The sequence below is a fragment of the Psychrobacillus sp. NPDC096389 genome (assembly GCF_044762855.1).
GTDB lineage: Bacteria > Bacillota > Bacilli > Bacillales_A > Planococcaceae > Psychrobacillus.
The window spans coordinates 1-26,447 of sequence record NZ_JBIWFB010000005.1; the positions used below are offsets into that span (position 1 = coordinate 1).

The 26,447-nt window shown below is 36.4% G+C and carries 34 protein-coding genes; 29 read left to right on the top strand and 5 right to left on the bottom strand.

Annotation, left to right across the window (positions count from 1 at the left end; translation table 11 throughout):
- Positions 1-138 precede the first annotated feature (138 nt).
- Together ACIQ38_RS13305 and ACIQ38_RS13310 are read right to left on the bottom strand one after the other, a co-directional pair.
- The gene (locus ACIQ38_RS13305) at positions 139-1,329 is read right to left on the bottom strand and encodes an oxalate decarboxylase family bicupin (RefSeq protein WP_402823578.1); all 1,191 of its coding nucleotides are present in this window, start codon (positions 1,327-1,329) and stop codon (positions 139-141) included.
- 203 nt (positions 1,330-1,532) lie between these two features.
- A complete protein-coding gene (locus tag ACIQ38_RS13310; protein ID WP_402823580.1) occupies positions 1,533-1,967 on the bottom strand; it encodes a ribosomal maturation YjgA family protein in 435 nt (144 codons plus the stop codon).
- A gap of 138 nt (positions 1,968-2,105) precedes the next feature.
- Here ACIQ38_RS13310 and ACIQ38_RS13315 point away from each other — a divergent pair, with 138 nt between their 5' ends.
- From ACIQ38_RS13315 to ACIQ38_RS13370, 12 genes are all read left to right on the top strand, one after another.
- Positions 2,106-2,468: a hypothetical protein gene (locus ACIQ38_RS13315; protein ID WP_402823583.1), complete on the top strand. Its 363-nt coding sequence runs from the start codon at positions 2,106-2,108 to the stop codon at positions 2,466-2,468.
- An 18-nt stretch (positions 2,469-2,486) separates the two neighbouring features.
- Positions 2,487-2,627: a hypothetical protein gene (locus ACIQ38_RS13320; protein ID WP_402823586.1), complete on the top strand. Its 141-nt coding sequence runs from the start codon at positions 2,487-2,489 to the stop codon at positions 2,625-2,627.
- Between the two features lie 159 nt (positions 2,628-2,786).
- The gene (locus ACIQ38_RS13325; protein WP_402823589.1) at positions 2,787-2,993 is read left to right on the top strand and encodes a helix-turn-helix transcriptional regulator; all 207 of its coding nucleotides are present in this window, start codon (positions 2,787-2,789) and stop codon (positions 2,991-2,993) included.
- Positions 2,990-3,472 (top strand): hypothetical protein, encoded by a 483-nt coding sequence (locus ACIQ38_RS13330; RefSeq protein WP_402823592.1) that lies wholly within the window; start codon positions 2,990-2,992, stop codon positions 3,470-3,472. Before ACIQ38_RS13325 ends, ACIQ38_RS13330 begins: the two co-directional genes overlap by 4 nt.
- 11 nt (positions 3,473-3,483) lie before the next feature.
- The gene (locus ACIQ38_RS13335; RefSeq protein ID WP_402823595.1) at positions 3,484-3,981 is read left to right on the top strand and encodes a hypothetical protein; all 498 of its coding nucleotides are present in this window, start codon (positions 3,484-3,486) and stop codon (positions 3,979-3,981) included.
- A 17-nt stretch (positions 3,982-3,998) separates the two neighbouring features.
- Complete coding sequence (locus tag ACIQ38_RS13340; protein ID WP_402823598.1) at positions 3,999-4,415, top strand: GNAT family N-acetyltransferase; 417 nt, start codon at positions 3,999-4,001, stop codon at positions 4,413-4,415.
- 29 nt (positions 4,416-4,444) lie between these two features.
- Positions 4,445-4,810 carry a YybH family protein gene (locus ACIQ38_RS13345; RefSeq protein WP_402823601.1) on the top strand — a complete coding sequence of 122 codons (366 nt, stop codon included), beginning with the start codon at positions 4,445-4,447 and terminating at the stop codon, positions 4,808-4,810.
- 71 nt (positions 4,811-4,881) lie between these two features.
- On the top strand, positions 4,882-5,328 hold the full coding sequence (locus tag ACIQ38_RS13350; RefSeq protein WP_402823604.1) for a MarR family winged helix-turn-helix transcriptional regulator: 447 nt from the start codon (positions 4,882-4,884) through the stop codon (positions 5,326-5,328).
- Between the two features lie 108 nt (positions 5,329-5,436).
- Positions 5,437-6,732 (top strand): arsenic transporter, encoded by a 1,296-nt coding sequence (locus ACIQ38_RS13355; RefSeq protein ID WP_402823607.1) that lies wholly within the window; start codon positions 5,437-5,439, stop codon positions 6,730-6,732.
- An 11-nt stretch (positions 6,733-6,743) separates the two neighbouring features.
- Complete coding sequence (arsC, locus tag ACIQ38_RS13360) at positions 6,744-7,169, top strand: arsenate reductase (thioredoxin) (RefSeq protein WP_402823610.1); 426 nt, start codon at positions 6,744-6,746, stop codon at positions 7,167-7,169.
- A gap of 654 nt (positions 7,170-7,823) precedes the next feature.
- Positions 7,824-8,114: a hypothetical protein gene (locus ACIQ38_RS13365; RefSeq protein WP_402823613.1), complete on the top strand. Its 291-nt coding sequence runs from the start codon at positions 7,824-7,826 to the stop codon at positions 8,112-8,114.
- A gap of 1 nt (position 8,115) precedes the next feature.
- The gene (locus ACIQ38_RS13370; RefSeq protein ID WP_402823616.1) at positions 8,116-8,895 is read left to right on the top strand and encodes an alpha/beta fold hydrolase; all 780 of its coding nucleotides are present in this window, start codon (positions 8,116-8,118) and stop codon (positions 8,893-8,895) included.
- Positions 8,896-8,956: 61 nt separating this feature from the next.
- Here ACIQ38_RS13370 and ACIQ38_RS13375 read toward each other — a convergent pair whose 3' ends face one another.
- Positions 8,957-9,838, bottom strand: a complete 882-nt coding sequence (locus tag ACIQ38_RS13375; protein WP_402823619.1) for a LysR family transcriptional regulator — start codon at positions 9,836-9,838, stop codon at positions 8,957-8,959.
- Positions 9,839-9,941: 103 nt separating this feature from the next.
- Here ACIQ38_RS13375 and ACIQ38_RS13380 point away from each other — a divergent pair, with 103 nt between their 5' ends.
- The 13 genes from ACIQ38_RS13380 (at position 9,942) to ACIQ38_RS13440 (ending at position 24,022) form a co-directional block, all read left to right on the top strand.
- Entirely contained in the window at positions 9,942-11,018 is a 1,077-nt protein-coding gene (locus tag ACIQ38_RS13380; protein ID WP_402823622.1) for a citrate/2-methylcitrate synthase, read from the top strand.
- 106 nt (positions 11,019-11,124) lie between these two features.
- Positions 11,125-11,739 (top strand): DUF3885 domain-containing protein, encoded by a 615-nt coding sequence (locus ACIQ38_RS13385; protein WP_402823625.1) that lies wholly within the window; start codon positions 11,125-11,127, stop codon positions 11,737-11,739.
- A gap of 191 nt (positions 11,740-11,930) precedes the next feature.
- Complete coding sequence (locus ACIQ38_RS13390) at positions 11,931-13,139, top strand: acyl-CoA dehydrogenase family protein (RefSeq protein WP_402823628.1); 1,209 nt, start codon at positions 11,931-11,933, stop codon at positions 13,137-13,139.
- An 80-nt stretch (positions 13,140-13,219) separates the two neighbouring features.
- Positions 13,220-13,792, top strand: coding sequence for a TetR/AcrR family transcriptional regulator (locus tag ACIQ38_RS13395; RefSeq protein ID WP_402823632.1), 573 nt, complete (start codon positions 13,220-13,222; stop codon positions 13,790-13,792).
- Between the two features lie 77 nt (positions 13,793-13,869).
- Entirely contained in the window at positions 13,870-14,937 is a 1,068-nt protein-coding gene (locus ACIQ38_RS13400; RefSeq protein WP_402823635.1) for a phosphotransferase family protein, read from the top strand.
- 24 nt (positions 14,938-14,961) lie between these two features.
- Positions 14,962-15,729 (top strand): crotonase/enoyl-CoA hydratase family protein, encoded by a 768-nt coding sequence (locus ACIQ38_RS13405; RefSeq protein ID WP_402823638.1) that lies wholly within the window; start codon positions 14,962-14,964, stop codon positions 15,727-15,729.
- A gap of 18 nt (positions 15,730-15,747) precedes the next feature.
- Complete coding sequence (locus ACIQ38_RS13410) at positions 15,748-17,301, top strand: class I adenylate-forming enzyme family protein (protein ID WP_402824441.1); 1,554 nt, start codon at positions 15,748-15,750, stop codon at positions 17,299-17,301.
- A 118-nt stretch (positions 17,302-17,419) separates the two neighbouring features.
- Complete coding sequence (locus ACIQ38_RS13415) at positions 17,420-17,965, top strand: histidine phosphatase family protein (protein ID WP_402823640.1); 546 nt, start codon at positions 17,420-17,422, stop codon at positions 17,963-17,965.
- Positions 17,966-18,675: 710 nt separating this feature from the next.
- Positions 18,676-20,430 carry an ABC transporter transmembrane domain-containing protein gene (locus ACIQ38_RS13420; RefSeq protein WP_402823642.1) on the top strand — a complete coding sequence of 585 codons (1,755 nt, stop codon included), beginning with the start codon at positions 18,676-18,678 and terminating at the stop codon, positions 20,428-20,430.
- The gene (locus tag ACIQ38_RS13425; RefSeq protein WP_402823644.1) at positions 20,430-22,214 is read left to right on the top strand and encodes an ABC transporter ATP-binding protein; all 1,785 of its coding nucleotides are present in this window, start codon (positions 20,430-20,432) and stop codon (positions 22,212-22,214) included. Before ACIQ38_RS13420 ends, ACIQ38_RS13425 begins: the two co-directional genes overlap by 1 nt.
- A 90-nt stretch (positions 22,215-22,304) precedes the next feature.
- Positions 22,305-23,015 carry a cytochrome c biogenesis CcdA family protein gene (locus ACIQ38_RS13430; RefSeq protein WP_402823647.1) on the top strand — a complete coding sequence of 237 codons (711 nt, stop codon included), beginning with the start codon at positions 22,305-22,307 and terminating at the stop codon, positions 23,013-23,015.
- Positions 23,016-23,132: 117 nt separating this feature from the next.
- Positions 23,133-23,501, top strand: coding sequence for a response regulator (locus ACIQ38_RS13435; RefSeq protein ID WP_402823649.1), 369 nt, complete (start codon positions 23,133-23,135; stop codon positions 23,499-23,501).
- A 32-nt stretch (positions 23,502-23,533) separates the two neighbouring features.
- The gene (locus ACIQ38_RS13440) at positions 23,534-24,022 is read left to right on the top strand and encodes a CcdC family protein (RefSeq protein ID WP_402824444.1); all 489 of its coding nucleotides are present in this window, start codon (positions 23,534-23,536) and stop codon (positions 24,020-24,022) included.
- 43 nt (positions 24,023-24,065) lie between these two features.
- On the opposite strand, the gene ACIQ38_RS13445 is transcribed toward ACIQ38_RS13440, so the two are convergent.
- Positions 24,066-24,521, bottom strand: a complete 456-nt coding sequence (locus tag ACIQ38_RS13445; protein WP_402824447.1) for a DUF2621 domain-containing protein — start codon at positions 24,519-24,521, stop codon at positions 24,066-24,068.
- 116 nt (positions 24,522-24,637) lie between these two features.
- On the opposite strand from ACIQ38_RS13445, the gene ACIQ38_RS13450 reads away from it, so the two are divergent.
- The 4 genes from ACIQ38_RS13450 to ACIQ38_RS13465 all read left to right on the top strand — a co-directional run bounded on the left by ACIQ38_RS13450 (position 24,638) and on the right by ACIQ38_RS13465 (position 25,963).
- Positions 24,638-24,853: a DUF1659 domain-containing protein gene (locus ACIQ38_RS13450; protein WP_402823652.1), complete on the top strand. Its 216-nt coding sequence runs from the start codon at positions 24,638-24,640 to the stop codon at positions 24,851-24,853.
- Between the two features lie 21 nt (positions 24,854-24,874).
- The gene (locus ACIQ38_RS13455) at positions 24,875-25,087 is read left to right on the top strand and encodes a DUF2922 domain-containing protein (RefSeq protein WP_402823655.1); all 213 of its coding nucleotides are present in this window, start codon (positions 24,875-24,877) and stop codon (positions 25,085-25,087) included.
- Positions 25,088-25,144: 57 nt separating this feature from the next.
- Positions 25,145-25,267 carry a YvrJ family protein gene (locus tag ACIQ38_RS13460; protein WP_402823658.1) on the top strand — a complete coding sequence of 41 codons (123 nt, stop codon included), beginning with the start codon at positions 25,145-25,147 and terminating at the stop codon, positions 25,265-25,267.
- A 105-nt stretch (positions 25,268-25,372) separates the two neighbouring features.
- A complete protein-coding gene (locus ACIQ38_RS13465) occupies positions 25,373-25,963 on the top strand; it encodes an SCO family protein (RefSeq protein WP_402823661.1) in 591 nt (196 codons plus the stop codon).
- 27 nt (positions 25,964-25,990) lie between these two features.
- Here the strand turns inward: ACIQ38_RS13465 and mscL are convergent, their stop codons facing one another.
- Positions 25,991-26,380, bottom strand: coding sequence for a large conductance mechanosensitive channel protein MscL (gene mscL / locus ACIQ38_RS13470; RefSeq protein WP_402823664.1), 390 nt, complete (start codon positions 26,378-26,380; stop codon positions 25,991-25,993).
- Positions 26,381-26,447 lie beyond the last annotated feature (67 nt).

The window sequence follows — 26,447 nt, forward strand, 5'->3', positions numbered from 1 at the left end:
TTTTTAATACCTAAAAACAAAGCCCTGGAAATTTTACTGTTCGTAAAATTTCCAGGGCTTTTCATTTTTCAAGATGGGTTTTGTCCCAGCCTCTTACTCACTGCATCGTTATTGGGTAATATCAATACTTTATAATTGTTATTTAGGATAATAGGTAAATCCCGGATATTTAACAACAGGATGCTTCACTTTATTTAGTGCATTCAATAATTCTGGTCCCACATGCAAATTGCTTTTCACTAGGTCCCGCGGTGTAAGTGCCATCCATTGGTTTAAGGACACATCAACAAATCTGTCGCTTTTGAACATTTCCAAAAACCATAAAGTTTGGTCACCCGTGTTCTGAATATAGTGGCCATTAGCGAAGGGGACATAACCAACATCGCCAGCTCTGTAATCAAATGTGCGAGCAGCGCCATTCCCAGTAAATACCGTCATACGGCCCTGCCCTGAAAGATAATACTGCCATTCATCATTATTCGGATGCCAATGCAGTTCTCTCATTGCCCCCGGTTCAACTTCCACAAGTGCCGCTGCGATATTTTTGGATACAGGAAAATTAGTAGAGTCTACGATTCGTACGCTACCGCCAGGCATTTTCATTGGTTTTTGTGCTAACAACTGATGTGTAAAACTTTGAGGAATGGTTCCGTAAGGAGATTCAACCTTTTCACTTTCAAGAGGGCCTGGAACTTTGTCCTGATAAATATATACTTGCTTAGAAGGAATATGGTCAAAGGTATTAATAGGAACTCCAAAATTAGCAGACAGTACATCTTTTGGCGTGTGTGCAAACCAATCAGAGATAGATAAAGTACTAAGATCCGAAAATTTTCCATCATCGAAAACGAGAAGAAACTCGCAATGTTCCAATCCCTGAATCGAATGGGGAAGTCCAGGGGGAAAGTACCAAAGATCTCCTGGTCCTACGTCAGCAATAAAATTTCTGCCTTCACTATCGATGGATGTGATTCGCGCTCGACCTATTATCATATAGGCCCATTCTGCTTGAAGATGCCAATGTAATTCTCGTACACCACCAGGCGTCAAGCTCATGTTAACTCCTGCAAGCGTAGTAGCGATAGGAAGTTCCCTAACGGTGATTTCTCGTGACCATCCTCCAAAATTTAATTTCATCGCAGTGTCTGAAAACGAAAACTTCATGTTAGGGAGCAAGCCAGCATCTGTTTTGGGTGGAACTAACAAGTCAGGATTTTCAAGATCTCGCATTACATCTCGTGGTCCCGTATCATATCCTCCCGCTCCGTCATTTCGAATCGGTTGTGGGATATGAGCGTATATATCTCGATCTTGTTCAGGATTATCCAATTCATAGACTCCTCTCCGTGTTTCGAATTCTTTTCTAATCTGATATATGATAAGGATTCTGTGTAAATGACTGTCAGATTTTCACCAAAAACTGCAAGAAAAAAGTAAACCGCCCTTAAGCTCCCAAGCAGAGGACAGTTTACTATGAATTTTGCCGATCACTTTGAAAGTAGGATTTTTCCATAAGAGATAAATCTTTTTTATTATTCATGGTGCCGTATTTTTGAAAATACAAGCACTATTTTATCTAAGAAAGCTCCTAGTATAATCCCTACAGCATATCGAAGTAAATCTACTGTAAGAAATCCTTTTCCGAATATTAATGCTCCTAGAGAAGTAGCGCGAATCTGCTTCATCCAATCTCCTTGATACAGCTGGCTACATTCAATGGCAAAACTAAAAATGAAACTAAGGAAAATTGCTATTACTAAGCTTTTCCGGACTAAAAGAAAACGAAATTCAAAATAGACCATCATAGCCCAAATAATGTCTCCTGCGTTTTCTGCTACAAATGGTGAAAGAAAGTAGCTATATTTCCTTGAGGCTAGTCCAAAGAAAATGGTTGTAAAAACCGCGAGTATATAAGCAAATCTACATTTAGGATAATAAAAGTTGATGTATTCACTTTTGGGAATCAATTATATCACTCTTTAGATAGTAGTATTTTTTTCAATATACAAGTTTTAAATGAGGGGAGCAAGGATTCAATGAAGAATCATCGATAATACAGTTACGTTTGGGAATTATAAACTTAACATAACTGGAAGGTGATGAAAATGAAAAAAACTATATTCTTTCTCCTGCTTTTTTTGTCTATTTTTCAGACAGCAAATGGAACTGATGAACTAAGTCCTTACGAAGAAACATACCCCGAAATTGGATATAAGACAGTTGAAGCAGCATTAAACGAGATGGAACAACATTTTAAGAAAGAACTCCAATTGCCACTTCGTGTGCCCCCGATAGCATTTACGCATTATTTTGGAAGGTTTAATGATCTAGATGGAGACCTCAATGATTTATTTGAAGTAACGTTCATACATGATCAGTTGTCAGAAAATCATTATAAGATTGATGTTCGGCCTACTAAATATAAAATTCTAATGAAAGAAAAGGATGTACTAAAATCATATACATAAAAAAATGGAGAGCGGGCAATGTATATGCCAATTTCAGGTTTTAATGTGCTTGTATTTGAAAAAGATGAATGGCAGTATATGCTAAGCATTAACAAAAAAGTTTCAGATAAAGTTACTCCTGAACACTTGGTGGATATTGCTAATTCCATCAATTATTAAACGGAATAGAAAAATTCAAAGGACGCATCAGCATTTAGGGCTGTATACCGTCCTTTTATTTTGTATAAAAAGTAAAGTAAAGCATTCAAAAAGTAAAATGAACTATACAAAAAGACAAATAAACTATACAATGAAAAGAGAACGTTTGGAGGGAGCAGTTTGCTAAAAAATCGAGTAAAGGAATTAAGGGCTAGATTCAACTTCACGCAAGGTGATCTTGCAGAAAAAACGGGCGTAACAAGACAGACAATTGTTTCCTTAGAAAAAGGTAGCTATACTCCATCATTACTGCTTGCAATGAATATAGCAGAAGTATTTGGGGAACCGATTGAACAAATTTTTTACAAGGAGGACGATGTGAAATGAGGATGTATGTGACAGTTCTTTTGAGGTGTTTGCTTTTTACAGCAATGGCGCTAAGTGTGTATGATTATGTGAAAATTAATCAATATTTTGAGCTATTTGGACGTGGTTATATCGATGAATTCTCTGTATATATTAGTACATGGAGAGGAACTTTTTTATCCATTGTTACTATACTTTTAATTATCTTTAATGTGATTGATTTTATCGTAGTAAAGAAAAAGAAAAATGCTCTATTAAAGGAATATATTCTATCTGAATATGATGTTTCGGATGAGCGAGCTGTTGAAATCACTGGCAAAGCTGTTCGTTATGCATTTGTTTTTATTATATTCTACACGATTGTTCTTCTAGCGTCGTATATGCTTATACCCAATTATTTTCTCGATTATCCATGGTATCCGATATTTACAACCGCTTCGATACCGGTTTTTGGTTTGATCATTTATTTAGTGACATTTAAATATTTTCATGCTCGGTAAGGGAGGATTCCATGAGGACTTTATTAATAACTATTATTTTACGCATTCTTTTAATTATTTCATTTGCAGTACACATGTTTCCTTCTGTAAAATCATCTCAACTTTCAAAAATGCTTATGAATAATCAAATAAGTTACGAGTTTTATGTGGAAAATAATACCCATAGTATTTATTACTCCATTCCATTTTTTATCCTTGTATTGCTAAATGCTTGGTTCATATATTCTAATTCTAAAAAAAGGAATAAAGGTAGAATACTAATGAAAGAAATAGTCATCCCAGAAGTAAACCTGGATGACGATGAAAGAGAATCTGAAATTACAGGTAGGTCGGCGAAAGCGGCGTTTTCCGTTGTTATTGTTTGCTCTTTTCTTTTATTATCAATTTTCCCAATGGCTACAACATTTTTCGGTGAACTAATAGCCTATTCGGTATTTGCGGTTGCTGCACTACCCATAGTTGGTCTATTAACTTACTTAATCACCTATAAAGTGCTATATTCTAGGTGAAAAAGGAGAGTTGAAACGTGGAAGAAATAAATATGGAAATCCTTCCAATACCTATTAGAGAACTATTAACATACGCTACGTCTGCAAATAAAATTGATGAGGAGTATAAGCTTTATCAAGAAAAGGAAAATAGAAAATTGTATGGATACAAGCAAGTTGAACAATTTGTTGGCTGTATTGGAGTTGAATTGACAATGGGCAATACTTGTACTATAAGACAGATTGCCGTATCTCCATCAGAAAGAGGACGTGGAATAGGGGAGAGGATGATAGATTTTATTAATGACCATCATTCTCTCTCCATCATTTCTGCTGAAACAGATCAAGATGCAGTAGATTTTTATAAAAAAATGGGATTTACTATTACAAGCCTAGGAGAAAAATATCCAGGGGTGGAACGTTTTTATTGCGAATTCTTAAAAACCGACAAATAAAATAATTATTTTAAACTGGGGGATTTACGATGGGCTACGAAAGAGCATTGGAACAATATATAAGTGCGACAAATACGCATGATTTCAACAATGTGCGAAAAATTCTTCACGAAAATGCAATTTACTGGTTTTCAGATAAGACTTGTACAACTAATAGTGGGATTCAACGTTATTTTGAAAACGCATGGAATCTTATAAAAGAAGAGGTCTATTCAGCCGAAGATGTTAAGTGGATTACAGTAGATGAAGGATCCGCAACATGCATTTATACTTATCGATACAAGGGATATTACAATGATGAATTTGTTTCTGGTAGTGGAAGGGCAACGAACGTATTCATAAAAGTAGATGATGGAAAATGGAAACTAATTCATGAACATTTAAGTAGCCTATAAAATAGAAAACAGGAAATATATAGTTGCATTATGCAAGTATTTGTTATATAAATAAAATAGAGGTGAAAGTCATGGAAAATAAACGTGAATTATTCCAAGTTCTAACACGACGATTTGGATTATTAAATAAAAATTGTTGTTCTATTGGAACCGTGGATATTTCATCTGTTCAAAGTCACGTACTTTATGAAATTGACAGGCAACATGAACCTTCTATGCTACAAGTAGCAGATGCATTAGCAATGGATATTACAACTTTTAGCCGTCAGATTCAGAAATTAGTAAAGATGGAATTAGTAAAAAAAACACCTTCCGTACGAGATAAGAGGATCTACATTTTAAGTTTAACAGTACAAGGAAAGTTCGTTGCTACATCAATCGATCAAACGATGAATGCTTATTTGGATGAAGTGTTTTCACATATGAATGAATTCGAGCGTGAAACAGTCATTCGTTCGATAGAGTTACTAAATAAAGCTATGTCGAAATCGAATGTTTGCAGTTCTTCTTTCTGTTAAATCCATCAATAGTTGCATTATACAAGTAAATTAAAATGTTACATATATATTACGGGTGCCAGGCACCCGTAATATATATGTAACAAGAAATAGTTTGGGGGCTTCAACATGACGGATGCGATTTTGGCATCTATGATTTTTCTTCTGACACTAACTTTAGTTATTTGGCAACCTAGAAACTTATCCATTGGATGGTCAGCATGTGGTGGGGCTTTAATTGCTTTATTGGTTGGGGTAGTAGGATTTCAAGATGTACAAGAAGTAATAGGAATTACGTGGAATGCAACTTTAACATTTGTTGCGATTATTATCATTTCACTGATTTTAGATGAAATTGGGTTGTTTGAGTGGGCAGCTCTTCATATGGTGAAGGCAGCTAAAGGTAGTGGCGTGAAGATGTTCGTATATGTGAGTATATTAGGGGCAATTGTGGCAGCATTTTTTGCCAATGATGGTGCGGCACTTATACTAACACCCATAGTACTTGCGATGGTTCGGCATTTGAATTTTAAAGAGAAGATGATTTTTCCGTTTATTATGGCGAGCGGGTTTATTGCAGATACGACATCTCTGCCTTTTGTTGTGAGTAATTTGGTGAATATTGTATCGGTAGATTTCTTTGGTATTGGATTTGCGGAATATGCGTATCGGATGTTTATTCCAAATTTGTTTTCGTTAATAGCAACTATAACAGTGTTATATATCTATTTTAGAAAAAGCATTCCGAAAGTATATGATTTATCAAAACTAAGATCACCTTCTGAAGCGTTAAAAGATATAAGAATGTTTCACCTATCTTGGGGTGTTTTAGCTATATTACTTGTTGGTTATTTTATAAGTGAATTTATAGAAATACCTATATCCATTATTGCAGGGGTAATTGCTTTGTTATTTTTATTTATGGCGAGGAGAAGTCATGCTGTGAATACAAAAGCCGTTGTAAAAGGAGCTCCATGGAGTATCGTATTTTTCTCCATTGGTATGTATGTGGTTGTTTATGGCCTAGGCAATGCTTGGTTGACGGTTTCTTTGGCAAGCATCATTCAATTTATAGCGGACCAAGGATTGTTAGTTGCAACGATAGGGATGGGCTTTATAGCGGCGTTTTTATCTTCGGTTATGAATAATTTACCAACCGTAATGATTGATGCATTGGCAATAGCAGAAACAAATACTTCTGGTCAAATACGTGAAGCACTAATTTATGCAAATGTGATTGGATCGGATTTAGGTCCGAAAATTACTCCAATTGGTTCCCTTGCAACATTAGTGTGGCTACATGTTTTATCTCAAAAAGACATCAAGATTTCATGGGGCACTTATTTTAAAACTGGAATTGTATTAACGATCCCAATTCTATTTATCACGTTAATAGGATTATATGTAACATTATTAATTTTCTAAAGGAGAAGGAAATGGCGACTAACAAAACAATATACTTTCTTTGTACAGGAAATTCTTGCAGAAGCCAAATGGCAGAAGGCTGGGCAAAGAAATATTTAGGAGAACAATGGAGTGTGTACAGTGCTGGTATCGAAGCACATGGGCTTAATCCGAATGCAGTAAAAGCAATGAAAGAAGTTGGAATGGATATTTCGGATCAAACTTCCAATATTATTGATCCTGTTATACTAAACAATGCAGATTTAGTCGTCACTTTATGCGGAGATGCTGCAGATAAATGCCCAATGACTCCGTCCCATGTAAAAAGAGTACATTGGGGATTTGAGGATCCAGCGAAAGCAGAAGGAACAGATGAAGAAAAATGGTCTTTCTTTCAACGTGTCCGAGATGAGATTGGAGAAAAAATTATACAATTTGCAAATACCAAGAGCAATTGATTTCCTCTTTTTTGAGGAAGGGGCGAAGCGTATACTATTCCAGTAAGATTCAAATTCTTTAGTACAAACAAACTAAAAAAGCACTGGAATAAACAGTTGAAATGTATCATAGCTTGTACAATTAAAACAGAACGTATGTGTGGTATAATAATAGAGTAATAATATAGCGTGTTCATGGGTGGTCGGCATTTCCTATTAACTATACTTGGATTTAATCAAGAGTAGAGAAAGGAGATGCTGCTATATGACAACTTTCGAAACTTTGATGTTCGCCGTAGCGTTCGCTGGTTTGATCGTTTCCATACTTACTTTTTCAAAAGAAAAAAAGTAAACCACCCCTGAGCTTGCCGGCAATTGGGTGGTTTACTAATCTTAACTGCTGATCGCCTTTGAAGCGATACTATATTATTACTGGAACGTTTGGTGTTGTCGCACCAAGCGTTCTTTTTATTTTATCCTGATTCTACTACGATTATAACATCATTTAATAGTTTGAGTAAATAAAAGCAATCGATCATCTGAAATACTAAGCGAAGTGTCCATTCCTAACTTCCGAAATTTTGGGTTACGGCTTTCTGAAGCAGTCAATCGTTAGTTAGATAGATTGAAACTTTTTGTCAGACAGATCGTAAACAGTCATAGGGAGGCGAGCACGTGAAAAAGTATTTGCTGTTCATTATGAGTTTTGCTGTATTATTTTTTGTATTCCAACTAAGCCTAGATATGCTGCTTACACTATTTTATACACCAGAAATAACTTCGATTGGAACTGGCATGTATTCCGAAGTGGAATTCGGAAATGCATCACTCGGTTATTTAGTTGGTACACTTTTCGTTGCTACCATAGTGTTTTTCTTTCACAAAAATTTACTTTCCCCAAAAATGCATTTATTTGAGCGTGTTCAGTTGATGGAAACGCTTTTTTCTATAAAGAGAGGTGATTGATTTGACTATACATTATGTAGAATATGGAGATAAAAATGATCCACTATTGATCTTTTTGCACGGCGGGGGAGTAAGCGGCTGGATGTGGGATAAACAAGTACAATATTTCTCTCAATACCACTGTATCGTACCAGATTTGCCAGAACAAGGGCAGAGTACAATCGGACCTAACTTTTCCATCCAAACAAGTGCTGAACAACTCATCGAGCTTATCAAGGAAAAAGCAAATGGCCAAAAAGTAAGTGTTATTGGGTTTTCCTTAGGGGCTCAAATTACACTTCAAATATTAAGTTTGGAACCAGATTTAGTTGATCATGCCATGATCAATAGCGCATTAGTAAGACCTGTTCCCTTGGCAAAACAGCTAATTGGCCCTTCTATTCGATTAACATTCCCATTAATAAAAAACAAATCGTTCTCAAAAATCCAATCTAAAACACTCTATATAAAAGAAGATTACTTCGACAAATATTATAAAGAAAGTAGTCAAATGAAAGTTGAAACCCTTATTAGAATTTTAGAAGAAAACATGTCCTTTAGACTGCCCAAAGACTTTCCAAAAGCAAAAGGAAAAATTCTGGTGACAGTTGGAGAAAAGGAAAAACCGGTGATGAAAAAGTCTGCAATGGATATTGTAAAAAGTAATCCAAATTGTAAAGGCGTAATACTCTCTAATGTTGGTCACGGAATTTCTTTAGCAAATCCTACTTACTTTAATCGAATGATCGAAACATGGATACAGGAAGGTAATGTGCCAAAAGAAGGCATAATTTCCATGTAAGGCTCGTACATATATATTAGGAAGGGCAGCATATACAATTTATCATGCTACCCTTTTTTGCCTATCGAAAATAATATGTCGAAATCCGATCGATGAAGTCTTTCTCCAAATCCCCTTGCTTTTTCACAATAATGTAAGTAGAAACGGATGGTAATTCAAATAGATCAAAATGGGGTTGCATCACTTTCCCTTCAATTAGCTCCCTTCTGACGATCGAGTGGGGCAAAAAAGAAACACCTAGTCCGTCTCGGATGAATCTTTTCGTTATATGGGCTTGTGTTACTTTCATCGTTCGAAGACTGACGATGTGTTTATTCAGTTGCAATAAAAGATCTTCCCAAAAGACCGGATGATGATGCGTAAATAGATAATTTTGCTGCAGTACATCTTTTATATCAATTGGTGGACCAGTTTCTTCATCATATTCATCAAAAGGCATAATAAATAATATAGGATCCTCATAGATTGGAATGGACTGGATATTTCTTCGCTGTGCTTGTAGTGCTGAAACGCCGATATTGACTTCCCCTTGCTCCACAAGTTGCTCAATATGATGCGACTCTTCTATACGAATACTTATTTCCACATCGGGGTGACGTTTCATAAAAGAACGTAAAACATTTGGTAAGATCGTTTCCGCCATGAGTGGGGAGATAGCAATACTCCAGTTACGACGATATCCTTGGGCAAATGCTTGTACTTTTCCTACACTGTTTTCAATACGATTCACGATTTGTTCCGCCTCTGGTAAAAAGAACTTTCCTGCGTCTGTTAGTGACACACGATTATTTTGTCTCTCGAAAAGAGGGGTACCTAAATGCTCTTCCAATAACCGAATATGCACAGTAACACTCGGTTGGGACAACATTAATTTTTCGGATGCTTTTCGAAAATTAAGCGTTTCCGCTGCAATGCAAAATGTTTTCAGCCATTGATACTCCATAGTTCCACCTACTTGATTAATAATATTAATTAACTTAATTATATATATTTAATTTTCATTATCAACTAACGCTCATATACTGAATAAAAGGAGATGGTTAAATATGTATCAACGAGGACTAAAAGACATTGTAGCGGTGCATACAAACATCGCATCTGTAGAAGGAAACATAGGGGAGCTAAGGTATCGTGGGGTTAAAGTAAATGAATTAGTACCGAACCTTTCGTTTGAGGAGCTGGCAAACTTTCTTTGGACTGGAAAGAGGACAAGTTCTACCCTGCATAACGATCGAGAACTTCCAAAACATATTAAAAATATAATCGATTCACTTCCAAAAGAAACTACATTAATGGATGCCATGAGAACTGCAATTTCTGCGTATGCTCATAAGGAATTCAAGGAAAAAACGATACAAGAACAAGCAGTCATTTTAACAACGGCACTTCCAATCATTGTGGCAAGGCATTACCGAAATCAACATGACCTTCCAATAGTGGATCCAGATAAGCAGTTATCCCATACTGCCAACTATTTATGGATGTTAAATGGGGAACTGCCGAGTGAAGTACAAGTGGAAGCACTGGAGACCTATTTAAAGCTGACGATGGAGCATGGTTTAAATGCTTCCACATTTGCAGCAAGAGTAACGATTTCGACGGAATCTGATTTAACAGCAGCGGTAACTTCCGCACTTGGAACGATGAAAGGTCCACTTCACGGTGGAGCACCGGCCGGAGTCATAGATTTACTAAATGAGTTTAAAGATCCTTCTTCTATTCGAACAATTGTAGAGAGCAAAATAAAGAATGGAGAAAAAATAATGGGATTCGGCCACCGCGTATACAAAACAGAAGATCCACGCTCCATTCTTTTGCGTGAAAAATGTTTGCAGCTCCAAGGAAGAGATGCCTGGTTAGACTTAGCAACGATAGCAGAAAAAGAGATTATCGATTTACTTGCTGAGCACAAACCGGGGCGCAAATTATATACGAATGTGGAATATTATGCAGCGGCCATTATGCGTTCTATTAATATGCCACCAGAGCTGTTCACTCCAACATTCAGCGTAGCAAGAATGGTCGGTTGGACTGCCCATGCAATTGAACAGATTAATGATAACACTATTTTCCGACCTGAATCTGTTTATGTTGGGGATTTAAAAGAAGAAATAAATATTTAAATGAAACACACGAAGAAAATCACGCTTTTCTTCGTATGTTTTTTTTGTTCTATTAAACATTAAATCACTTATAATGAAAGGGAAGATTAAGAAATGGAGAATGAAAATGGATTTAGTGCAATTTTTGGAAAATAATTATCCGAATCTAGAGTTAAAACCGCCTTTATTCTATGACTGGGATATTGGGATACGATTTGAACTTGGCGTTAACATGCAAGAAAATCGTCATTATATGCGAGATGTGTATAAACGTGCTATCACATTATTTCGTGCATTACATAAAGACGATGAGGAGATATGTATCGTAGCAAACGTACATAATTTTGGCAGAATCCCCAAGTCACCTGTTTTATCCAAATATATACGAAACAAATCTGTATTGTATCAACTAGAGCATTATACGTTTCCCTATGTTTTTCCAGAGGATAATGAAGTAGGACAGTGGACAACTGAGCGATTTTGGTTAGAATGTAAACCTTCCGATATCCATTACACATTATTGATACAGGCAATTTGCAACCAAGATATGGGACTTAAACCAAATCTATATCATGATATTTTCTTTATTAATATCAATCGAAAAACAATTTTTCATGTGTATGATGACCGTGGATGTGATTTGATTGCACCATCTCCAGAGTCAATTCGAACGATGTATCATACATATAATGACTGGATACTCGACTATGATCGGGAAAAAATAGATAGAGTATTTCAGTAAAAATATGTTAAAGGCTACCTCTAAAAAGGCAGCCTTTTTTATTGGCTTATTACTATACTAATTTTGTTACTAACCACCATACTCAGTTGAAAATAGTGGTTGCATATTTTCATATGGTAATGATATAGTTAATGTAATATTCTGAACATACTAACCGGTTAGTATTAATAATCATGAATGGAGATGGTAAAGTGAATTTTTCATATTCAGAAAAAACATTGGGACTTCAGAAAAAATTACATCATTTTATGAATACCTATATATATACTAACGAAAAGACTTACGAAGAACAGTTAAATCACCAAGAAGATCGTTGGAAAAAAGTACCCCCAATAATGGAGGAATTAAAGAAAAAAGCCAAAGCGGAAGGATTATGGAATTTATTTTTGCCAAGTAAGGAGTATGGAGCTGGACTTTCCAATCTAGAATATGCTCCACTTTGTGAAATTATGGGGCGTTCTGTAATAGCTCCTGAGGTGTTTAATTGTAGTGCACCTGATACAGGAAATATGGAAGTTTTAGTGAATTACGGATCTGAGGAACAAAAAAAACAGTGGCTCGAACCTTTGTTAGCTGGACATATTCGCTCGTGTTTTGCCATGACAGAGCCTGAAATTGCTTCAAGTGATGCTACTAATATTGAATCTAGTATTGTTAAAGATGGTGATGAATACGTTATTAACGGACGCAAATGGTTCGCATCTGGTGCAGGCGATCCTCGTTGTGAAATTTCGATATTTATGGGAAAAAATGATCCTACTGCTAAAGTTCATGAGCAACAATCCATGATACTAGTTCCTATGGATACAAAAGGAGTAAAAATAGAACGAATGCTTCCGGTATTTGGATATGATCATGCGCCACACGGGCATGGAGAAATAGTATATGAAAATGTACGAGTACCCGCTTCCAATATAATTTGGGGGGAGGGGAAAGGATTTGCCATTGCTCAAGGGAGGTTAGGTCCTGGAAGAATTCATCATTGTATGCGATTAATTGGTGCTGCCGAACGAGCACTAGAGGAGATGTGTAAAAGAGTTCATCTGCGTTCCACATTTGGCAAAAAATTAGCAGAACAAGGAGTGATCCAAGAATGGATTGCAGAATCTAGAATAGATATTGAACAAGCTCGTTTGTTGACGTTAAAAGCAGCATATATGATGGACACAGTTGGAAACAAAGAAGCTAAAGCAGAGATTGCTATGATAAAAGTTGTTGCTCCGAGTATGGCATTAAGAGTGATTGACCGAGCAATTCAAGCTTTCGGGGGCGCAGGAGTAAGTGATGATTTTACACTTGCATCTCATTGGGCCAATTCTAGAGCACTTAGACTTGCAGATGGACCGGATGAAGTCCATCGAAGCCAGATTGCCAAAATCGAACTACGAAAATATGTGTAGTTTTTGCTTATCACGGAAAAATGGAAGTTAGTATGATAGATTAATATTATAAAAACAAGACAGCAAGCGAGGAATCTATCATGAAAGATAAGTTAACAAGAGAAAGTGTATTACTTTTCGAAAAAAAAGGATTTAGTCAGACTTCTATTCAAGACATTGTCGATGCATTAAATGTTACAAAAGGAACATTCTATTATTATTTTTCAAGCAAAGAACAACTACTGATGGATATTCATTTAGAGTACATTACAGATTTATTGGACCGTCAACAACTAATTCTAGATAACGAGGAAACAACTCAAAAAGAAAAACTTACTCAAATGATCCATTTATTAATTGCGGATATAAAAGATAATGGTCCATATGGAAGAGTATTCTTTCGTGAAATACGTCATTTGTTGAATGACAATATGGATATTATTGATCAAAAAAGAACGAAATTTCGTTTGAATATAGAAGATGTAGTGAGAACTGGTATAAATAAAGAAGAGTTTAGACATAACCTTAAAGCTGAAATGATCGCTTTTGGGATTTTGGGTGTAACAAATTGGACTTATAACTGGTTTGATCCGGAAAAGAAAGTAACTACAGAACAATTAGTAGATATTTACGCAGATATGATATTAAATGGCATTTCAAATGAACTTAAGTAATACTATCTAAACTTGATAGTATTACGCTAATGTTTATCTGAAATATTAGTCAATTAAAAATCAGTAGGAGTGATTAAATGAGTCTTACAAGTAACGATACAATTATCGTACGAGCCGGAGAAGAATTGAATAAAGTGAATCTGGCGAAATATATTCAAGAAAACATTGCAGAAGCTCCTACAGGTTTACTTGAAATTGAACAATTTAGTGCAGGACACTCCAATTTAACTTACTTATTACGGATTGGTTCTTGGGAGGCGGTTTTACGTCGACCGCCAATCGGTCCTGTTGCGGCTAATGCACACAATATGGAAAGAGAATATAAGATTTTATCAAGTCTCCATCCAATCTACCCAACTGCACCAAAGCCTTTTATTTTTTGTCAGGATCCATCCATTATTGGAAGTTTATTTTTCATCATGGAACGTAGAACAGGAATTGTGTTTGACACGAAAATCCCAGACGGCATTGTTTATAACAAAGAAGTAGGGCAAAAAATCTCTGAATTGATGGTTGATAAGTTAGTTCAATTACATTCGATTGATTATACAAAAACAGATTTGATTCATCTTGCAAAACCTGAAGGATTTATGGAACGTCAAGTGCTCGGATGGATTAAACGGTATGAGCATTCTAAAACAGAAGAAGTACCAGGTATTAATGTACTAATGAAATGGTTAACCGAAAATATCCCAATTTCATTAGAACCTACAATTATTCATTATGATTACAAGTTAAATAACGCTATGTTTTCTGCTGATTTTAATAAAATGATAGGCTTATTTGATTGGGAAATGACTACAGTCGGAGATCCACTAGCAGATTTAGGGGCAGCTATGAGCTACTGGATTGAGGCAGATGATTCAGATTTATTGAAGTCAGCTCTTGGTACTCCTCCAATCACAATAATGGAAGGATTTTTCACTCGTGAACAGTTTATAGAGAAATATGCAACTAAAAGTGGACGTGATGTTTCTAATATTCACTATTATGAAACGTTTGCTTACTTTAAACTCGCAGTAATTTGTCAGCAAATTTATAGTCGATTTGTAAAAGGCCAAACGCAAGATCAACGTTTTGGTCATTTCAATCAGTTTGTATGTAAGTTAATAAAGTATGCAAGAAATACAGCTAAAGGATTATGAAGAAATTCAAATGGGGGTTATCTCATGTCAGTTATTATTGAGAAAAATGGAAGAGTATGTACGATTCAGATCAATCGACCAGAAGTTAAAAATGCAGTGAATCGTGAAACCGCAAAACAGTTAGCAGATGCATTTCGTGAATTCGAGAATGATAATGAATTATATGTTGCCGTTTTACACGGAGTAGGAGAATCTTTTTGTGCTGGCGCAGATTTGAAAGCGCTATCTTCAGGTAACGGAAATGAATTGGAATTGGATATGGCCAAAGATGGACCTATGGGACCTAGCAGAATGCATTTAACGAAACCAGTCATTGCAGCAGTTTCCGGTTATGCAGTTGCTGGAGGATTGGAATTAGCGCTTTGGTGTGACCTTAGAGTAATGGATTCTGATGCAGTATTTGGTGTATTCTGTCGTCGTTTTGGAGTGCCACTTATAGATGGGGGAACACAGAGGCTTCCAAGACTGATAGGTATGAGTCGGGCACTAGACCTTATCTTAACAGGACGTCCAGTACATTCCGAAGAGGCCTTAATGATAGGACTTGCAAACCGGGTAGTTTCACCAGGAACAGCAAAAGAGGAAGCAGAGAAACTTGCAGGGCAAATTGCAGCGTTTCCTCAATTATGTATGAGAAATGATAGGGAAGCAGTATATAAAGGCTTTGATCAAGATTTTGATAAGGCAATGCGACTCGAATTTTTGTTAGGATATCATGTCGTTCTTAGTGGAGAAACCCATGAAGGGGCACATCGTTTTGCGGAAGGAAAAGGGAGACACGGACAATTTTAAAAAGGGGAGTGTTCATTGATGAACGCAGCGGAATTAATCAAAAGAGGCGCAACTTACTATCCAAACCATACAGCAGTTATTTACAAAGGAGAAAAACTTACATTTAACGAAGTATACAAAAATAGTAATCGTCTCGCCAATGCATTGCTTCAATTAGGCTTAAAAAAAGGGGATAGAGTTGCCTTTATTTTAGCTAACTCATTACAAAGTGTAGAAATTGATTTTGCGTTACTTTTGGCTGGTCTCGTCCGAGTTCCATTAAATGCACGACTTTCTGAAGGTGAACATCGACAAATGATTTATGAAACGGGTTCAAAAGCTCTATTATTCACAGAGGAGTTCAGCGAACGTAGTACACTACTGAAACAAACTTGTAATGTTCTAGAGCTGTTTTGTCAAATGAATGGAACTACAACGACACCATGGATAACTAATATGCCAGAATATGTTCAGAACGTTTCAGATGAGGAGCCTAACGTCACCATAGAAGAAAGTGACCTTGCAACCATTCAATATACTTCTGGAACAACTGGCGTTCTTAAAGCTGCACAACATACGCAGCAAACATGGGCAGCAATATGCACGAATATTATAACATCATTAGATATTCAAGAAGGAGATATAATGATGCATGCAGCCCCATTAACGCATGCTTCTGGAACATTAGTTCTGCCTCATTGGGTTTCTGGAGCAGCAAACTCGATTTTGCCAGGGTTTAATCCAGAAGAATATTTACAAGCTATACATCACGATAAACCTACAACATTAAATCTGGTACCAACAATGGTTGTAATGCTCTTATCACATCCAAATGTTGAAGAATACTCGTTTGAATCCGTACGAAATCTCATTTATGGAGCATCCCCTATGCCACGAGAAGCCTTAAAACGCGGATTAGAACTTTGGGGACCTAAGTTCGTTCAATATTATGGTCAAACGGAAGCTCCTCTTATATTAACTATTCTGAGTAAAGAAGATCATCTTGGGGATGATGAAGAAGCAAATGGAAGATTACTTTCTTGTGGAAGACCGGTAGCTACCGCTTCTATCAAAATTGTAGACGAGGAGAATCGCCCTGTTTTAGCTGGCACTGTAGGGGAAATCGTCATTAAATCTACTCAAAACATGATTGGATATTATAATGAACCAGAGCTAACACAAGAAACAATTATTGATGGTTGGATTCATACTCGCGATATGGGGTATATAGATGAAAAAGGGTATTTATTCCTTGTGGATCGTAAATCAGACATGATTATTACAGGGGGATTCAATGTTTATCCCCGTGAAGTGGAAGAAGTAATCTACCAACATCCGTCTGTAGTAGAGGCATCCGTAGTTGGAGTTCCTGATGAGAAATGGGGAGAAGCTATTAAAGCATTTGTAGTTGTCCGTTCGAATCATGAGGTTTCGGAGGGAGAAATTATACAGTTCTGTAAAGAAAGATTAGCGTCCTATAAAAAGCCTTCTTCTGTGGAATTCATAGATGATCTTCCGAAGAGTGCTGTAGGGAAAGTAGTTCGTCGAGTACTAAGAGAACCTTATTGGAAAGATAATGTGCGAAGAATATAAAAGATAGCCTATTAACCGAAAGAACTCTGAAAATCGTATGATTACGGTTTTCAGAGTTCTTTCATTTCACTAATGTATAGTAGACTATATACTTAGGAAAATTATTGGAGGGTAAACAATGAAAAGAATATACATAATAAGGCATTGTAAAGCAGAAGGTCAGGAAGAGAATGCTAACCTAACTTCCGAGGGCTACACGCAAGCAATCATGCTAAAAAACTATTTTGAAAACGTGCAGATTGACAAAATAATTTCTAGCCATTATGTAAGAGCTGTTCAAACAATTGAACCTTTAGCTGAAGATAAAGGAATGGAAATCATACAAGATGCTAGACTTTCAGAAAGAATTCTAAGTACGGAGAATTATCCCGATTGGCTTGAAAAGCTTAAAATGACCTTTCAAGACAAATCTTTAACATTTATCGGAGGCGAATCTAGTAATGAAGCGCTAATTAGGATCGCTTCAGTATTGGAAGAGGTGATAGTTTCTCCAGAGGAAAATATTATCCTCGTCACACATGGAGCGATTATGTCTTTATTATTAAATAGTATCGATGAAAACTTTGGATTTGATCAGTGGCAAACATTAACGAATCCTGATATTTATTTGATTGAAGTTCAAAATGGGAAAAAGACTTTTAAAAGGACATGGAATTCAAAATAAAAGTTCTACGTAGAGAACAAGCAAAAGCACCTGTCTCAGCTTGATATAGAAAATGCTGGCGAGGGACACATACCGTCTTAAAGTAGCTCTTTTAGTGTTATCTTACTATGGACGATTTTGGGGAGGAGAGATTGTCCAACCTTGCAATTATTGTCCAGTTTACAAGAAAGATTGTCCATCTTTTTGAATAGATTGTCCAATTATTCGAGGGGATTGTCCAACTTTGGAAAGAGATTGTCCATCCTTGCAGAGATTGTCCAACTTTATTAATTTTCGTTGCAGCCGTACGCTCCCCTGGCAGGAGTCGACCTCTGCAGCGAAAATCATAGCGGTCGCTAGTCGACAAACTACAACTCACTATCTTTATATCACTTACATATAGAAAGATAGTCATATCGAAAAAATAATCCACATGTGTAAATTATTTACTCTCCTAAGCAACAAGAAAAAGACCAATTTTCTTGTTGTTTTTTAGTTTAGTTGCTCTTCCTACCAATCTAGTTGCTTTCAAAAGAAAAATAGTAGCTTTCATTACGTCATTAGTTGCTCAATCACCTACACTGGTTGCCCTTAGCCATTTATTTGTAAATATCATCACTATCCATAAAAAAGTTTCAACTTCCGAAATAAATTCTAGCAATCGTCTTCCGAAATGTATGAACATTTGCTAAACTATATAAGTCTTAATATAGGAATATGGGGGAAATCAAGTGAAAGTATTTTTGGATTTAGGGTGGTTTTTTAAAGAAAGGAAAAAGCAATATTTACTAGGCATTCTGATGCTTATGTTCGTTGCTTTTTTGCAACTGATCCCGCCTAAAATTATAGGGTATGTTGTAGATGAAATTAGTGCTGGTTCATTGACGGCTTCTATTCTTACGAAATGGCTGGGCATTTTAGCGATAGCAGCAATTGGAATGTACATTTTACGGTACTACTGGCGTATTATGATTTTCGGTTCTGCTATTTTTTTAGCACGACAATTGAGAGAAAGATTGTTTCGTCATTTTACGAAAATGGCACCATCGTTTTATCAAAAAAAGCGTGTTGGAGATCTAATGGCGCATGCAACGAATGATTTATCTGCAGTTCAACAAACTGCTGGAGCAGGTGTGTTGACACTTGTCGATTCCATCACGACAGGTGGTTTTGTGATAGCTGCAATGGCCATTACGATTAACTGGAAACTAACGTTAATCGCGCTTATTCCGCTACCTTTAATGGCTATATTAACAAGCTATTATGGAACACTGTTACACAAACGATTTCGTTATGCCCAAGAAGCATTTTCTAGTTTGAATGATAAGGCACAAGAAAGTATTTCTGGTGTGAAAGTTATTAAAACATTCGGGCAAGAAAAAGAGGATACCGAAGATTTCGTGCAATTATCAGAAGACGTAGTAGATAAAAATATTCGTGTGGCTAAAGTGGATGCATTGTTTGATCCAACGATTTCACTCATTGTAGGGATTTGTTTCTTCTTATCCATTGTGTTTGGGACTCGTTTTATATTAGCTGGAGATATGTCGATCGGTGATTTGTTTGCCTTTACTTCCTATTTAGGGCTACTCGTTTGGCCGATGCTTGCTTTTGGCTGGTTATTTAACATTGTGGAGCGTGGTCGAGCTTCCTATGATCGTATTATGAATTTATTAGATGAAGAGATTGAAATTGATGATAGACAAGGGGCTTTGGATCAAAAGCCAGAAGGAGACATCCAATTCGATATAGATGAATTCAAATTTCCTGAAGACGAAAGAGCCGCTATACATGATGTTCATTTCACGCTTAAACGCGGAGAAACATTAGGTATTGTCGGTAAAACTGGATCTGGAAAAACAGCAATACTGAAATTACTGATGCGAGAGTTTGAAGGATATACGGGACAAATCGTCTATGGTAATCACTCGATAGATGCTTACAAGAAACGAAGTTTACGGGAAGCGATTGGGTATGTACCTCAAGATCATTTCCTTTTCTCGACAACAGTCGCTGGGAATATTGCGTTCGCAAATGCAGGTGCTTCTATGGAGGAAGTGTATGAAGCAGCGAAACTTGCCTTTATTCATGAAGATATACTGCAGTTTACGGATGGATACAGTACAGTTGTCGGTGAACGAGGCGTGAGCTTATCAGGTGGTCAAAAGCAGCGGATTTCGATAGCACGCGCACTGATGATGGAGCCGGAACTTTTGATCCTCGATGATTCATTGTCCGCAGTAGACGCACGGACAGAAGAGGCTATACTAGAAGCTTTAAAAGCCAAACGACAGGACAAAACAACGATTATTACTTCCCATCGACTAAGCGCGATTCAACATGCGCACCAAATTATTGTTATGAATGAAGGGGCAATTTTAGAAAAAGGGTCCCATGAACAATTGATGGCATTAAAGGGAATGTATTTTGAAATGTATCAATTACAACAATTAGAATCTTTAGTGGAACAGGGGGGTGAAGCATAATGGATGAAAAACAACTACAGTTAAGCGGGAAAGATCAGTGGAAAGTTTTCAAACGATTGCTCACCTATTTAAAACCGCATACAAAAGTTATTGCGTTAGCGTTAATTTTACTAATTTTGACGGTATTAGGGGATATTTTAGGACCTTATTTGATAAAGGTGTTTATGGATGATTATTTAACACCTGGAATTTTTCCGACAGGACCTATTGTCGGTTTGGCACTTGGCTACGTATTCATACAAGTTGGAAATGTCATCGTCAGTTATTTTCAATTGCTTAGGTTTCAAGAAATCGCTTTGAAAATTATTCAGCAAATGCGAATTGATGTGTTTTCCAAAGTCCATAAGTTAGGCATGCGTTACTTCGATAAAACACCTGCTGGAAGCATCGTATCCCGTGTGACGAATGACACAGAAGCGATTAAAGATATGTTCGTTAGTGTATTAGTAGCATTTGTGCAAAGTGGATTTTTAGTAATTGGCGTGTACATTGCTATGTTTATCCTGAATGTAAAATTAGCGCTTGTGACGATTGTCTTGTTACCTATTTTATTTTTCATCATAACGACGTATCGTAAACATAGTTCAATCGTGTATCAAGATTTGCGCGAACGACTAAGTCAGCTAAACGCAAAGCTTGCAGAATCGTTGCAAGGAATGACGATGATCCAAGCATTCCGACAAGAAGATCGTCTACAAGATGAGTTCAATGATATTAACGATAAGCATTGGAATGCAGGTAAGCGTAATATTAAGCTAGATAGTTTACTGCTGCGACCAGCAATCGATTTAGTGTACGCGTTGGCAATTATTATGGTCCTTAGTTATTTTGGGATCATCTCGATGAATAATGTAGTAGAGGTCGGGGTGATTTACGCGTTCGTCACATATATAGACCGATTTTTTGAACCGATAAATCAAGTAATGCAGCGTTTATCGATATTCCAGCAAGCGATTGTTGCTGCATCCCGTGTATTTAAATTATTGGATGAAAATGACCTAGCACCTTCCCAAAACAACATCGCTAATGCTAAAATTGAACAAGGAAAAATCGAATTTCAAAATGTTACTTTTTCTTATGATGGTAAAACGGATGTGCTAAAAAATATTTCCTTTACTGCAGAACCTGGTCAAACGGTAGCTTTAGTAGGGCATACTGGAAGTGGGAAAAGTTCTATTATTAACTTGTTGATGCGTTTTTATGAGTTTGAAAAAGGTAATATTATAATTGATGGGCATTCTGTAAAAGATTTTCAAACCGAAGAAATTAGAGAAAAAGTTGGGCTAGTACTGCAAGATCCATTTTTGTTCTATGGGGATATCGAAAATAATATTCGATTACATGACAAAGAAATGACTACTGAGGAAGTAAGGGCTGCGGCAGAATTTGTGCAAGCAAATACTTTTATTGAAAAGCTTCCGAATACTTACAACCAAAAGGTAACCGAGAGGGGTTCTACATTTTCAAGTGGTCAAAGACAGTTGGTTGCTTTTGCACGTACAATCGCAACGAACCCCAAAATTTTAGTATTAGATGAAGCGACTGCAAACATCGATACGGAAACCGAAGTAGCCATCCAAAGTAGTTTGGAAAAGATGCGAAAAGGTCGCACAACAATTGCTATTGCGCATCGTTTGAGTACGATTGCCGATGCAGAACTTATTCTCGTTTTACATCACGGAGAAATCGTCGAACGTGGCACACATCAACAATTGTTAAATAAAAAAGGATTATACCATAAAATGTATTTACTTCAAAATGGTGTAGTGGATGGTATTGCATAAAAGAGTCAAAAAGCTGTCACAAGCAATTGTAGAGTCAAAGTACGATATATTTGGTACGATAGGGACAGTAATTCGGAAAGGAAGACAGCCGTGAGTACCGATATAAATTTATTTTTGGCATTTGGAGCCGGGTTTTTAAGCTTTATCTCGCCTTGTACATTGCCTTTGTATCCTGCATTTTTATCTTATATAACAGGAATGTCTTTGGAAGAAATTAAAACGGACAAAAAATTGATGCAAAGAAGAGGAATGATGCATACTTTATTCTTCTTATTAGGATTTTCTATTATCTTTGTAGCAATTGGGTTTGCCACATCTTTAGTAGGCACATTCTTTATCCAATATGGAGATTTGCTTCGTCAAGTTGGTGCAATTTTCATTGTCATCTTTGGATTAATCATTGTTGGTATATTCAATCCAGCATTTTTAATGAAAGAAAAGCGTCTTCACTTTAAAAATCGTCCTTCCGGCTTTTTAGGGACTACATTAATAGGGATGGCGTTCGCTGCTGGTTGGACTCCGTGTACTGGACCCATTTTAGCAGCAGTAATTGTAATGGCAGGATCAAACCCGGATGTTGGAATCTGGTATATGCTTTCATATGTGTTAGGGTTTGCGATTCCATTTTTCGTATTATCTTTCTTTGTCACAAGACTTAACTGGATTCGTAAAAACAGTAATCTAATCGTAAAAGTAGGCGGTTATATTATGATTGCCCTTGGGATCTTATTGTTCTTTGATGGTTTAGAGTATATTATTCGAATTTTAAGTCCGTTTTTTGGGAATTTTACAGGGTTTTAAATGAATTTATCGAGCTAGTTTGATAAAATATAGGTACATCTTTTCTACGCAAACTAGAAAAAGTGGAGCAAGAGCAAGTTTAATTGGATTTAACAGTTGAAGGTGAGGGGCATGAATATGACAACAGTATTAGTAGTGGATGATGCAATCTTCATGCGGACCACGATTAAAAGAATGCTTGCGGAACATCAATTTGATATAATTGGGGAAGCAGCTAATGGGCTAGAAGCAGTTGAAATGTATAGAAAGCTATTACCAGATGTAGTGACAATGGATATCACGATGCCAGGAATGACCGGAATCGAAGCGGTTAAAGCAATTATCTCCGAACATCCAGATGCAAAAATAGTAATGGTTACTGCACTTGGACAACAAAAACTCATAGTAGATGCATTGGAGTCCGGCGCAAAAGATTTCATCACAAAACCATTCAATCCAGAACAAATGGTGCAAGTGTTATATAATGTGACAGCTGACTCAGAATAAATGTATGGGAATTGAAGGATATGATGGATACAATGTTTGAAAAAATCTCACCGAACGTTATGATAATTGTTTCTACAATATTTGCGATTGGAATGGGAATTGTTGTTACAACGATAAGAGCAAAATCTGCGAAACGACCGGCAAGTGTTAAAAAAATATTATTGCCTCCACTTTTTATGTCTACTGGAGCGCTAATGTTTATCTTTCCGTTTTTTAGAGTAACAGGACTAGAATTTTTAGAAGCAATAGCTGTGGGGATTTTGTTCTCTACCGTGCTAATTTGGACTTCTAAATTTGAACAAAGAGATGGCGATATTTACTTGAAACAGTCAAAAGCATTTATCTTTATCTTGTTCGGATTGTTAATCGTTCGTATCATTGGAAAATTAGTGCTTAGCTCTACTATTGATGTTGGGGCGTTAAGTGGCATGTTTTGGATATTGGCATTCGGTATGATTGTCCCATGGAGAATTGCCATGTATATGCAATTTAGGAAAGTACAAAAAGAAGTAAGTTTATAAATAGAAAGCGAGCATTCCCTAAAATGGGGAAATGCTCGCTTTTTCATTTACCTCTTGGCATATCTGCTGATAGCTCGAAAAACTGTTCATATGGTGTAACATCAATCTTCAGCTCAGCTAGTTTTTTGCGCAAGAATTTATGATCTCGCTTAGGTGTAGCGATTATATAACCTCGCACTAATAACTCCCGTGTAATAGCGGTCGCTTTTTCCTCTAATGCCAACTGCCCAATTTTGCCTGCGATCTTTTGTTTGGCAACTGGTCGAAAAAGTTCTGGCACTGGGCTAACTAACTCATTTAACAGTATTTTTTGGTCTTCATTCCATAAATGTATTGTGTTGTTAACATAATATTCTTCCCAATCTAGCACGGACTTTCCGTCATCTTTTGGTAGAGCTTTTAAAAACTTTCGGAACATAAAGAAGCCGCCAATAGCCATCAATGATATAAGTACGACTACCCAAAAAAGTATAAACCATAAAAACCAACCATTTAACAATCTATTCACCTCAATCTTCTTACCATTAGTATAAGATGTTTGCGAAAAATTTTCACTAGGAATGTATCCTTTTACTTAAAAAGTTTCTATCTACTAGTTGAAAGGAGGTGATACTCATGGCGAACTTAGAGCATAAACAAGCGGTACTCAAACTGATTTTCGAAGCAGGTTTGACAGAAGACGGAAAGATGAAGACAAAATCGAAAACGTATCGCAATATTAACGGTGCAGCAACAGCAGATCAACTAGAAATAGTAACAACTACTTTAAAAAGCTTCACTAGCAGTCCTTTTATCAATGCAGAAAAAATCGAAACTATGAACTTAAACTAATAAACGAAAGGAGGAAGCAGCATGGCTAAAACATTACAATTACAATTCGAAGCAGCTAACGGAAAAAACATTACCATATCAGTGGATGAACCAAAAGAGTCTTTGACTTCCGAGGAAATTCAAACGGGTATGGATGCCATCGTCTCTAGTAATGTTTTTCATGTGGGAGGGGTACCCCTGGCACAAGGAACAAACGCAAAAGTTATCGAACGAAATGTCACAACTATTATCTAATGTAAAATGACTCTCCGCGCATCGGAGAGTCATTTTTTAAAAGGGAGATGCATATGAATGGAACAATGGCTTGCGGTTATTCAAGATGTTGGTTTTCCAATTTTCGTATCATTTTACTTGATGCACCGAGTGGAAAGCAAACTCGAAGAAATTAAAGATGCACTATTATCCTTAAAATAACTTCTCTATTCACAAAACTGTTGAATTAATAGGAGCCAATGTAGTTGAATGTAACAATTTGTTTCGTTAAGATTAGGCTATAATAGAAAAGAGAGGTCTCATTCGATGAAAAGATTATTAGCAATGCTTTCTATCACCCTGCTAGTTCTTGCAGGTTGCGGAAGTGGAGGTAATTTTGAAGCACAGACGAATTGGAAAGTAGAAGATTTTAAATTCGAAAACCAACGTGGAGAAAATGTTTCACTAAATGATTTAAAAGGAAATGTGTGGCTAGCAAGTTTCATCTATACGAATTGTACAACAGAATGTCCATTAATGACCTTTAATATGAGTGATGTTCAAAAAGCACTTGCAGATAAAGGAATAGAAGATTATAAGATTGTTTCCTTTACAGCAGATCCTGAGTACGACACACCAAAAGTATTAAAAGAATATATTAGTAATTATGAAGTTCCAGATGAAAGCAAATGGAATCTTCTAACTGGTTACTCCCAAGAAGAGATTAAAAAATTTGCAGCGGATAATTTTAAAACAGCTGCTATAAAAAATCCAAATACTAACGAAGTAATGCACGGTGTCTCCTTCTTTTTAGTCGACCAAGACGGTGTAGTTGTGAAAAACTATAATGGCTACACAGATGTTCCAAAAGAAGAGATTGTGATGGATGTAGAAGCATTAATCGCAGATGGAAAATAAAAAAAGAACCCAAAGCGGGTTCTTTTTTTAAGCATTATTTTGTTTTTTCAGTAAGTCTCTAATTTCTTCCAATAATACTTCTTTTGCATCTACTGGAGGAGCTTCTTCCGTAATTTCCACAACGTCTTCTTTTCGTTTAAATTTAGATAATAAGCGAATAAATAGGAAAATAGAAAAAGAGATCACAATAAAATCAAAAACGGACTGGATAAAATTGCCGTATAATATAATTGGATCCTTCGATGGGAACCCTAGGGAAGTAAATTTTACGCCACCTATTAGCAGCCCGACTATAGGCATAATAATATTCTCAACTAATGAAGAAACAATCTTTCCAAAAGCGGCACCAATAACAACCGCTACTGCTAAATCTAACACATTTCCTTTAAAGGCGAACGCTTTAAAGTCTTTCCACATATATATCACCTCCATAGTGCCATACTACAAAAAAATACAATAAATGTATAGCGACTTTCGACGTTTT

What these genes read in the sequence shown, in the direction of transcription:
- ACIQ38_RS13410 (WP_402824441.1), top strand. Translation starts at nt 15,748, where the DNA reads ATGAACGCAGCGGAATTAATCAAAAGAGGCGCAACTTACTATCCAAAC.
- ACIQ38_RS13425 (WP_402823644.1), top strand. Translation starts at nt 20,430, where the DNA reads ATGGATGAAAAACAACTACAGTTAAGCGGGAAAGATCAGTGGAAAGTT.
- ACIQ38_RS13415 (WP_402823640.1), top strand. Translation starts at nt 17,420, where the DNA reads ATGAAAAGAATATACATAATAAGGCATTGTAAAGCAGAAGGTCAGGAA.
- ACIQ38_RS13395 (WP_402823632.1), top strand. Translation starts at nt 13,220, where the DNA reads ATGAAAGATAAGTTAACAAGAGAAAGTGTATTACTTTTCGAAAAAAAA.
- ACIQ38_RS13465 (WP_402823661.1), top strand. Translation starts at nt 25,373, where the DNA reads ATGAAAAGATTATTAGCAATGCTTTCTATCACCCTGCTAGTTCTTGCA.
- ACIQ38_RS13350 (WP_402823604.1), top strand. Translation starts at nt 4,882, where the DNA reads ATGGAAAATAAACGTGAATTATTCCAAGTTCTAACACGACGATTTGGA.
- ACIQ38_RS13385 (WP_402823625.1), top strand. Translation starts at nt 11,125, where the DNA reads ATGGATTTAGTGCAATTTTTGGAAAATAATTATCCGAATCTAGAGTTA.
- ACIQ38_RS13335 (WP_402823595.1), top strand. Translation starts at nt 3,484, where the DNA reads ATGAGGACTTTATTAATAACTATTATTTTACGCATTCTTTTAATTATT.
- ACIQ38_RS13380 (WP_402823622.1), top strand. Translation starts at nt 9,942, where the DNA reads ATGTATCAACGAGGACTAAAAGACATTGTAGCGGTGCATACAAACATC.
- ACIQ38_RS13315 (WP_402823583.1), top strand. Translation starts at nt 2,106, where the DNA reads ATGAAAAAAACTATATTCTTTCTCCTGCTTTTTTTGTCTATTTTTCAG.
- ACIQ38_RS13450 (WP_402823652.1), top strand. Translation starts at nt 24,638, where the DNA reads ATGGCGAACTTAGAGCATAAACAAGCGGTACTCAAACTGATTTTCGAA.
- ACIQ38_RS13435 (WP_402823649.1), top strand. Translation starts at nt 23,133, where the DNA reads ATGACAACAGTATTAGTAGTGGATGATGCAATCTTCATGCGGACCACG.
- ACIQ38_RS13405 (WP_402823638.1), top strand. Translation starts at nt 14,962, where the DNA reads ATGTCAGTTATTATTGAGAAAAATGGAAGAGTATGTACGATTCAGATC.
- arsC (WP_402823610.1), top strand. Translation starts at nt 6,744, where the DNA reads ATGGCGACTAACAAAACAATATACTTTCTTTGTACAGGAAATTCTTGC.
- ACIQ38_RS13320 (WP_402823586.1), top strand. Translation starts at nt 2,487, where the DNA reads ATGTATATGCCAATTTCAGGTTTTAATGTGCTTGTATTTGAAAAAGAT.
- ACIQ38_RS13345 (WP_402823601.1), top strand. Translation starts at nt 4,445, where the DNA reads ATGGGCTACGAAAGAGCATTGGAACAATATATAAGTGCGACAAATACG.
- ACIQ38_RS13460 (WP_402823658.1), top strand. Translation starts at nt 25,145, where the DNA reads ATGGAACAATGGCTTGCGGTTATTCAAGATGTTGGTTTTCCAATTTTC.
- ACIQ38_RS13330 (WP_402823592.1), top strand. Translation starts at nt 2,990, where the DNA reads ATGAGGATGTATGTGACAGTTCTTTTGAGGTGTTTGCTTTTTACAGCA.
- ACIQ38_RS13400 (WP_402823635.1), top strand. Translation starts at nt 13,870, where the DNA reads ATGAGTCTTACAAGTAACGATACAATTATCGTACGAGCCGGAGAAGAA.
- ACIQ38_RS13355 (WP_402823607.1), top strand. Translation starts at nt 5,437, where the DNA reads ATGACGGATGCGATTTTGGCATCTATGATTTTTCTTCTGACACTAACT.
- mscL (WP_402823664.1), bottom strand. Translation starts at nt 26,380, where the DNA reads ATGTGGAAAGACTTTAAAGCGTTCGCCTTTAAAGGAAATGTGTTAGAT.
- ACIQ38_RS13455 (WP_402823655.1), top strand. Translation starts at nt 24,875, where the DNA reads ATGGCTAAAACATTACAATTACAATTCGAAGCAGCTAACGGAAAAAAC.
- ACIQ38_RS13440 (WP_402824444.1), top strand. Translation starts at nt 23,534, where the DNA reads ATGTTTGAAAAAATCTCACCGAACGTTATGATAATTGTTTCTACAATA.
- ACIQ38_RS13375 (WP_402823619.1), bottom strand. Translation starts at nt 9,838, where the DNA reads ATGGAGTATCAATGGCTGAAAACATTTTGCATTGCAGCGGAAACGCTT.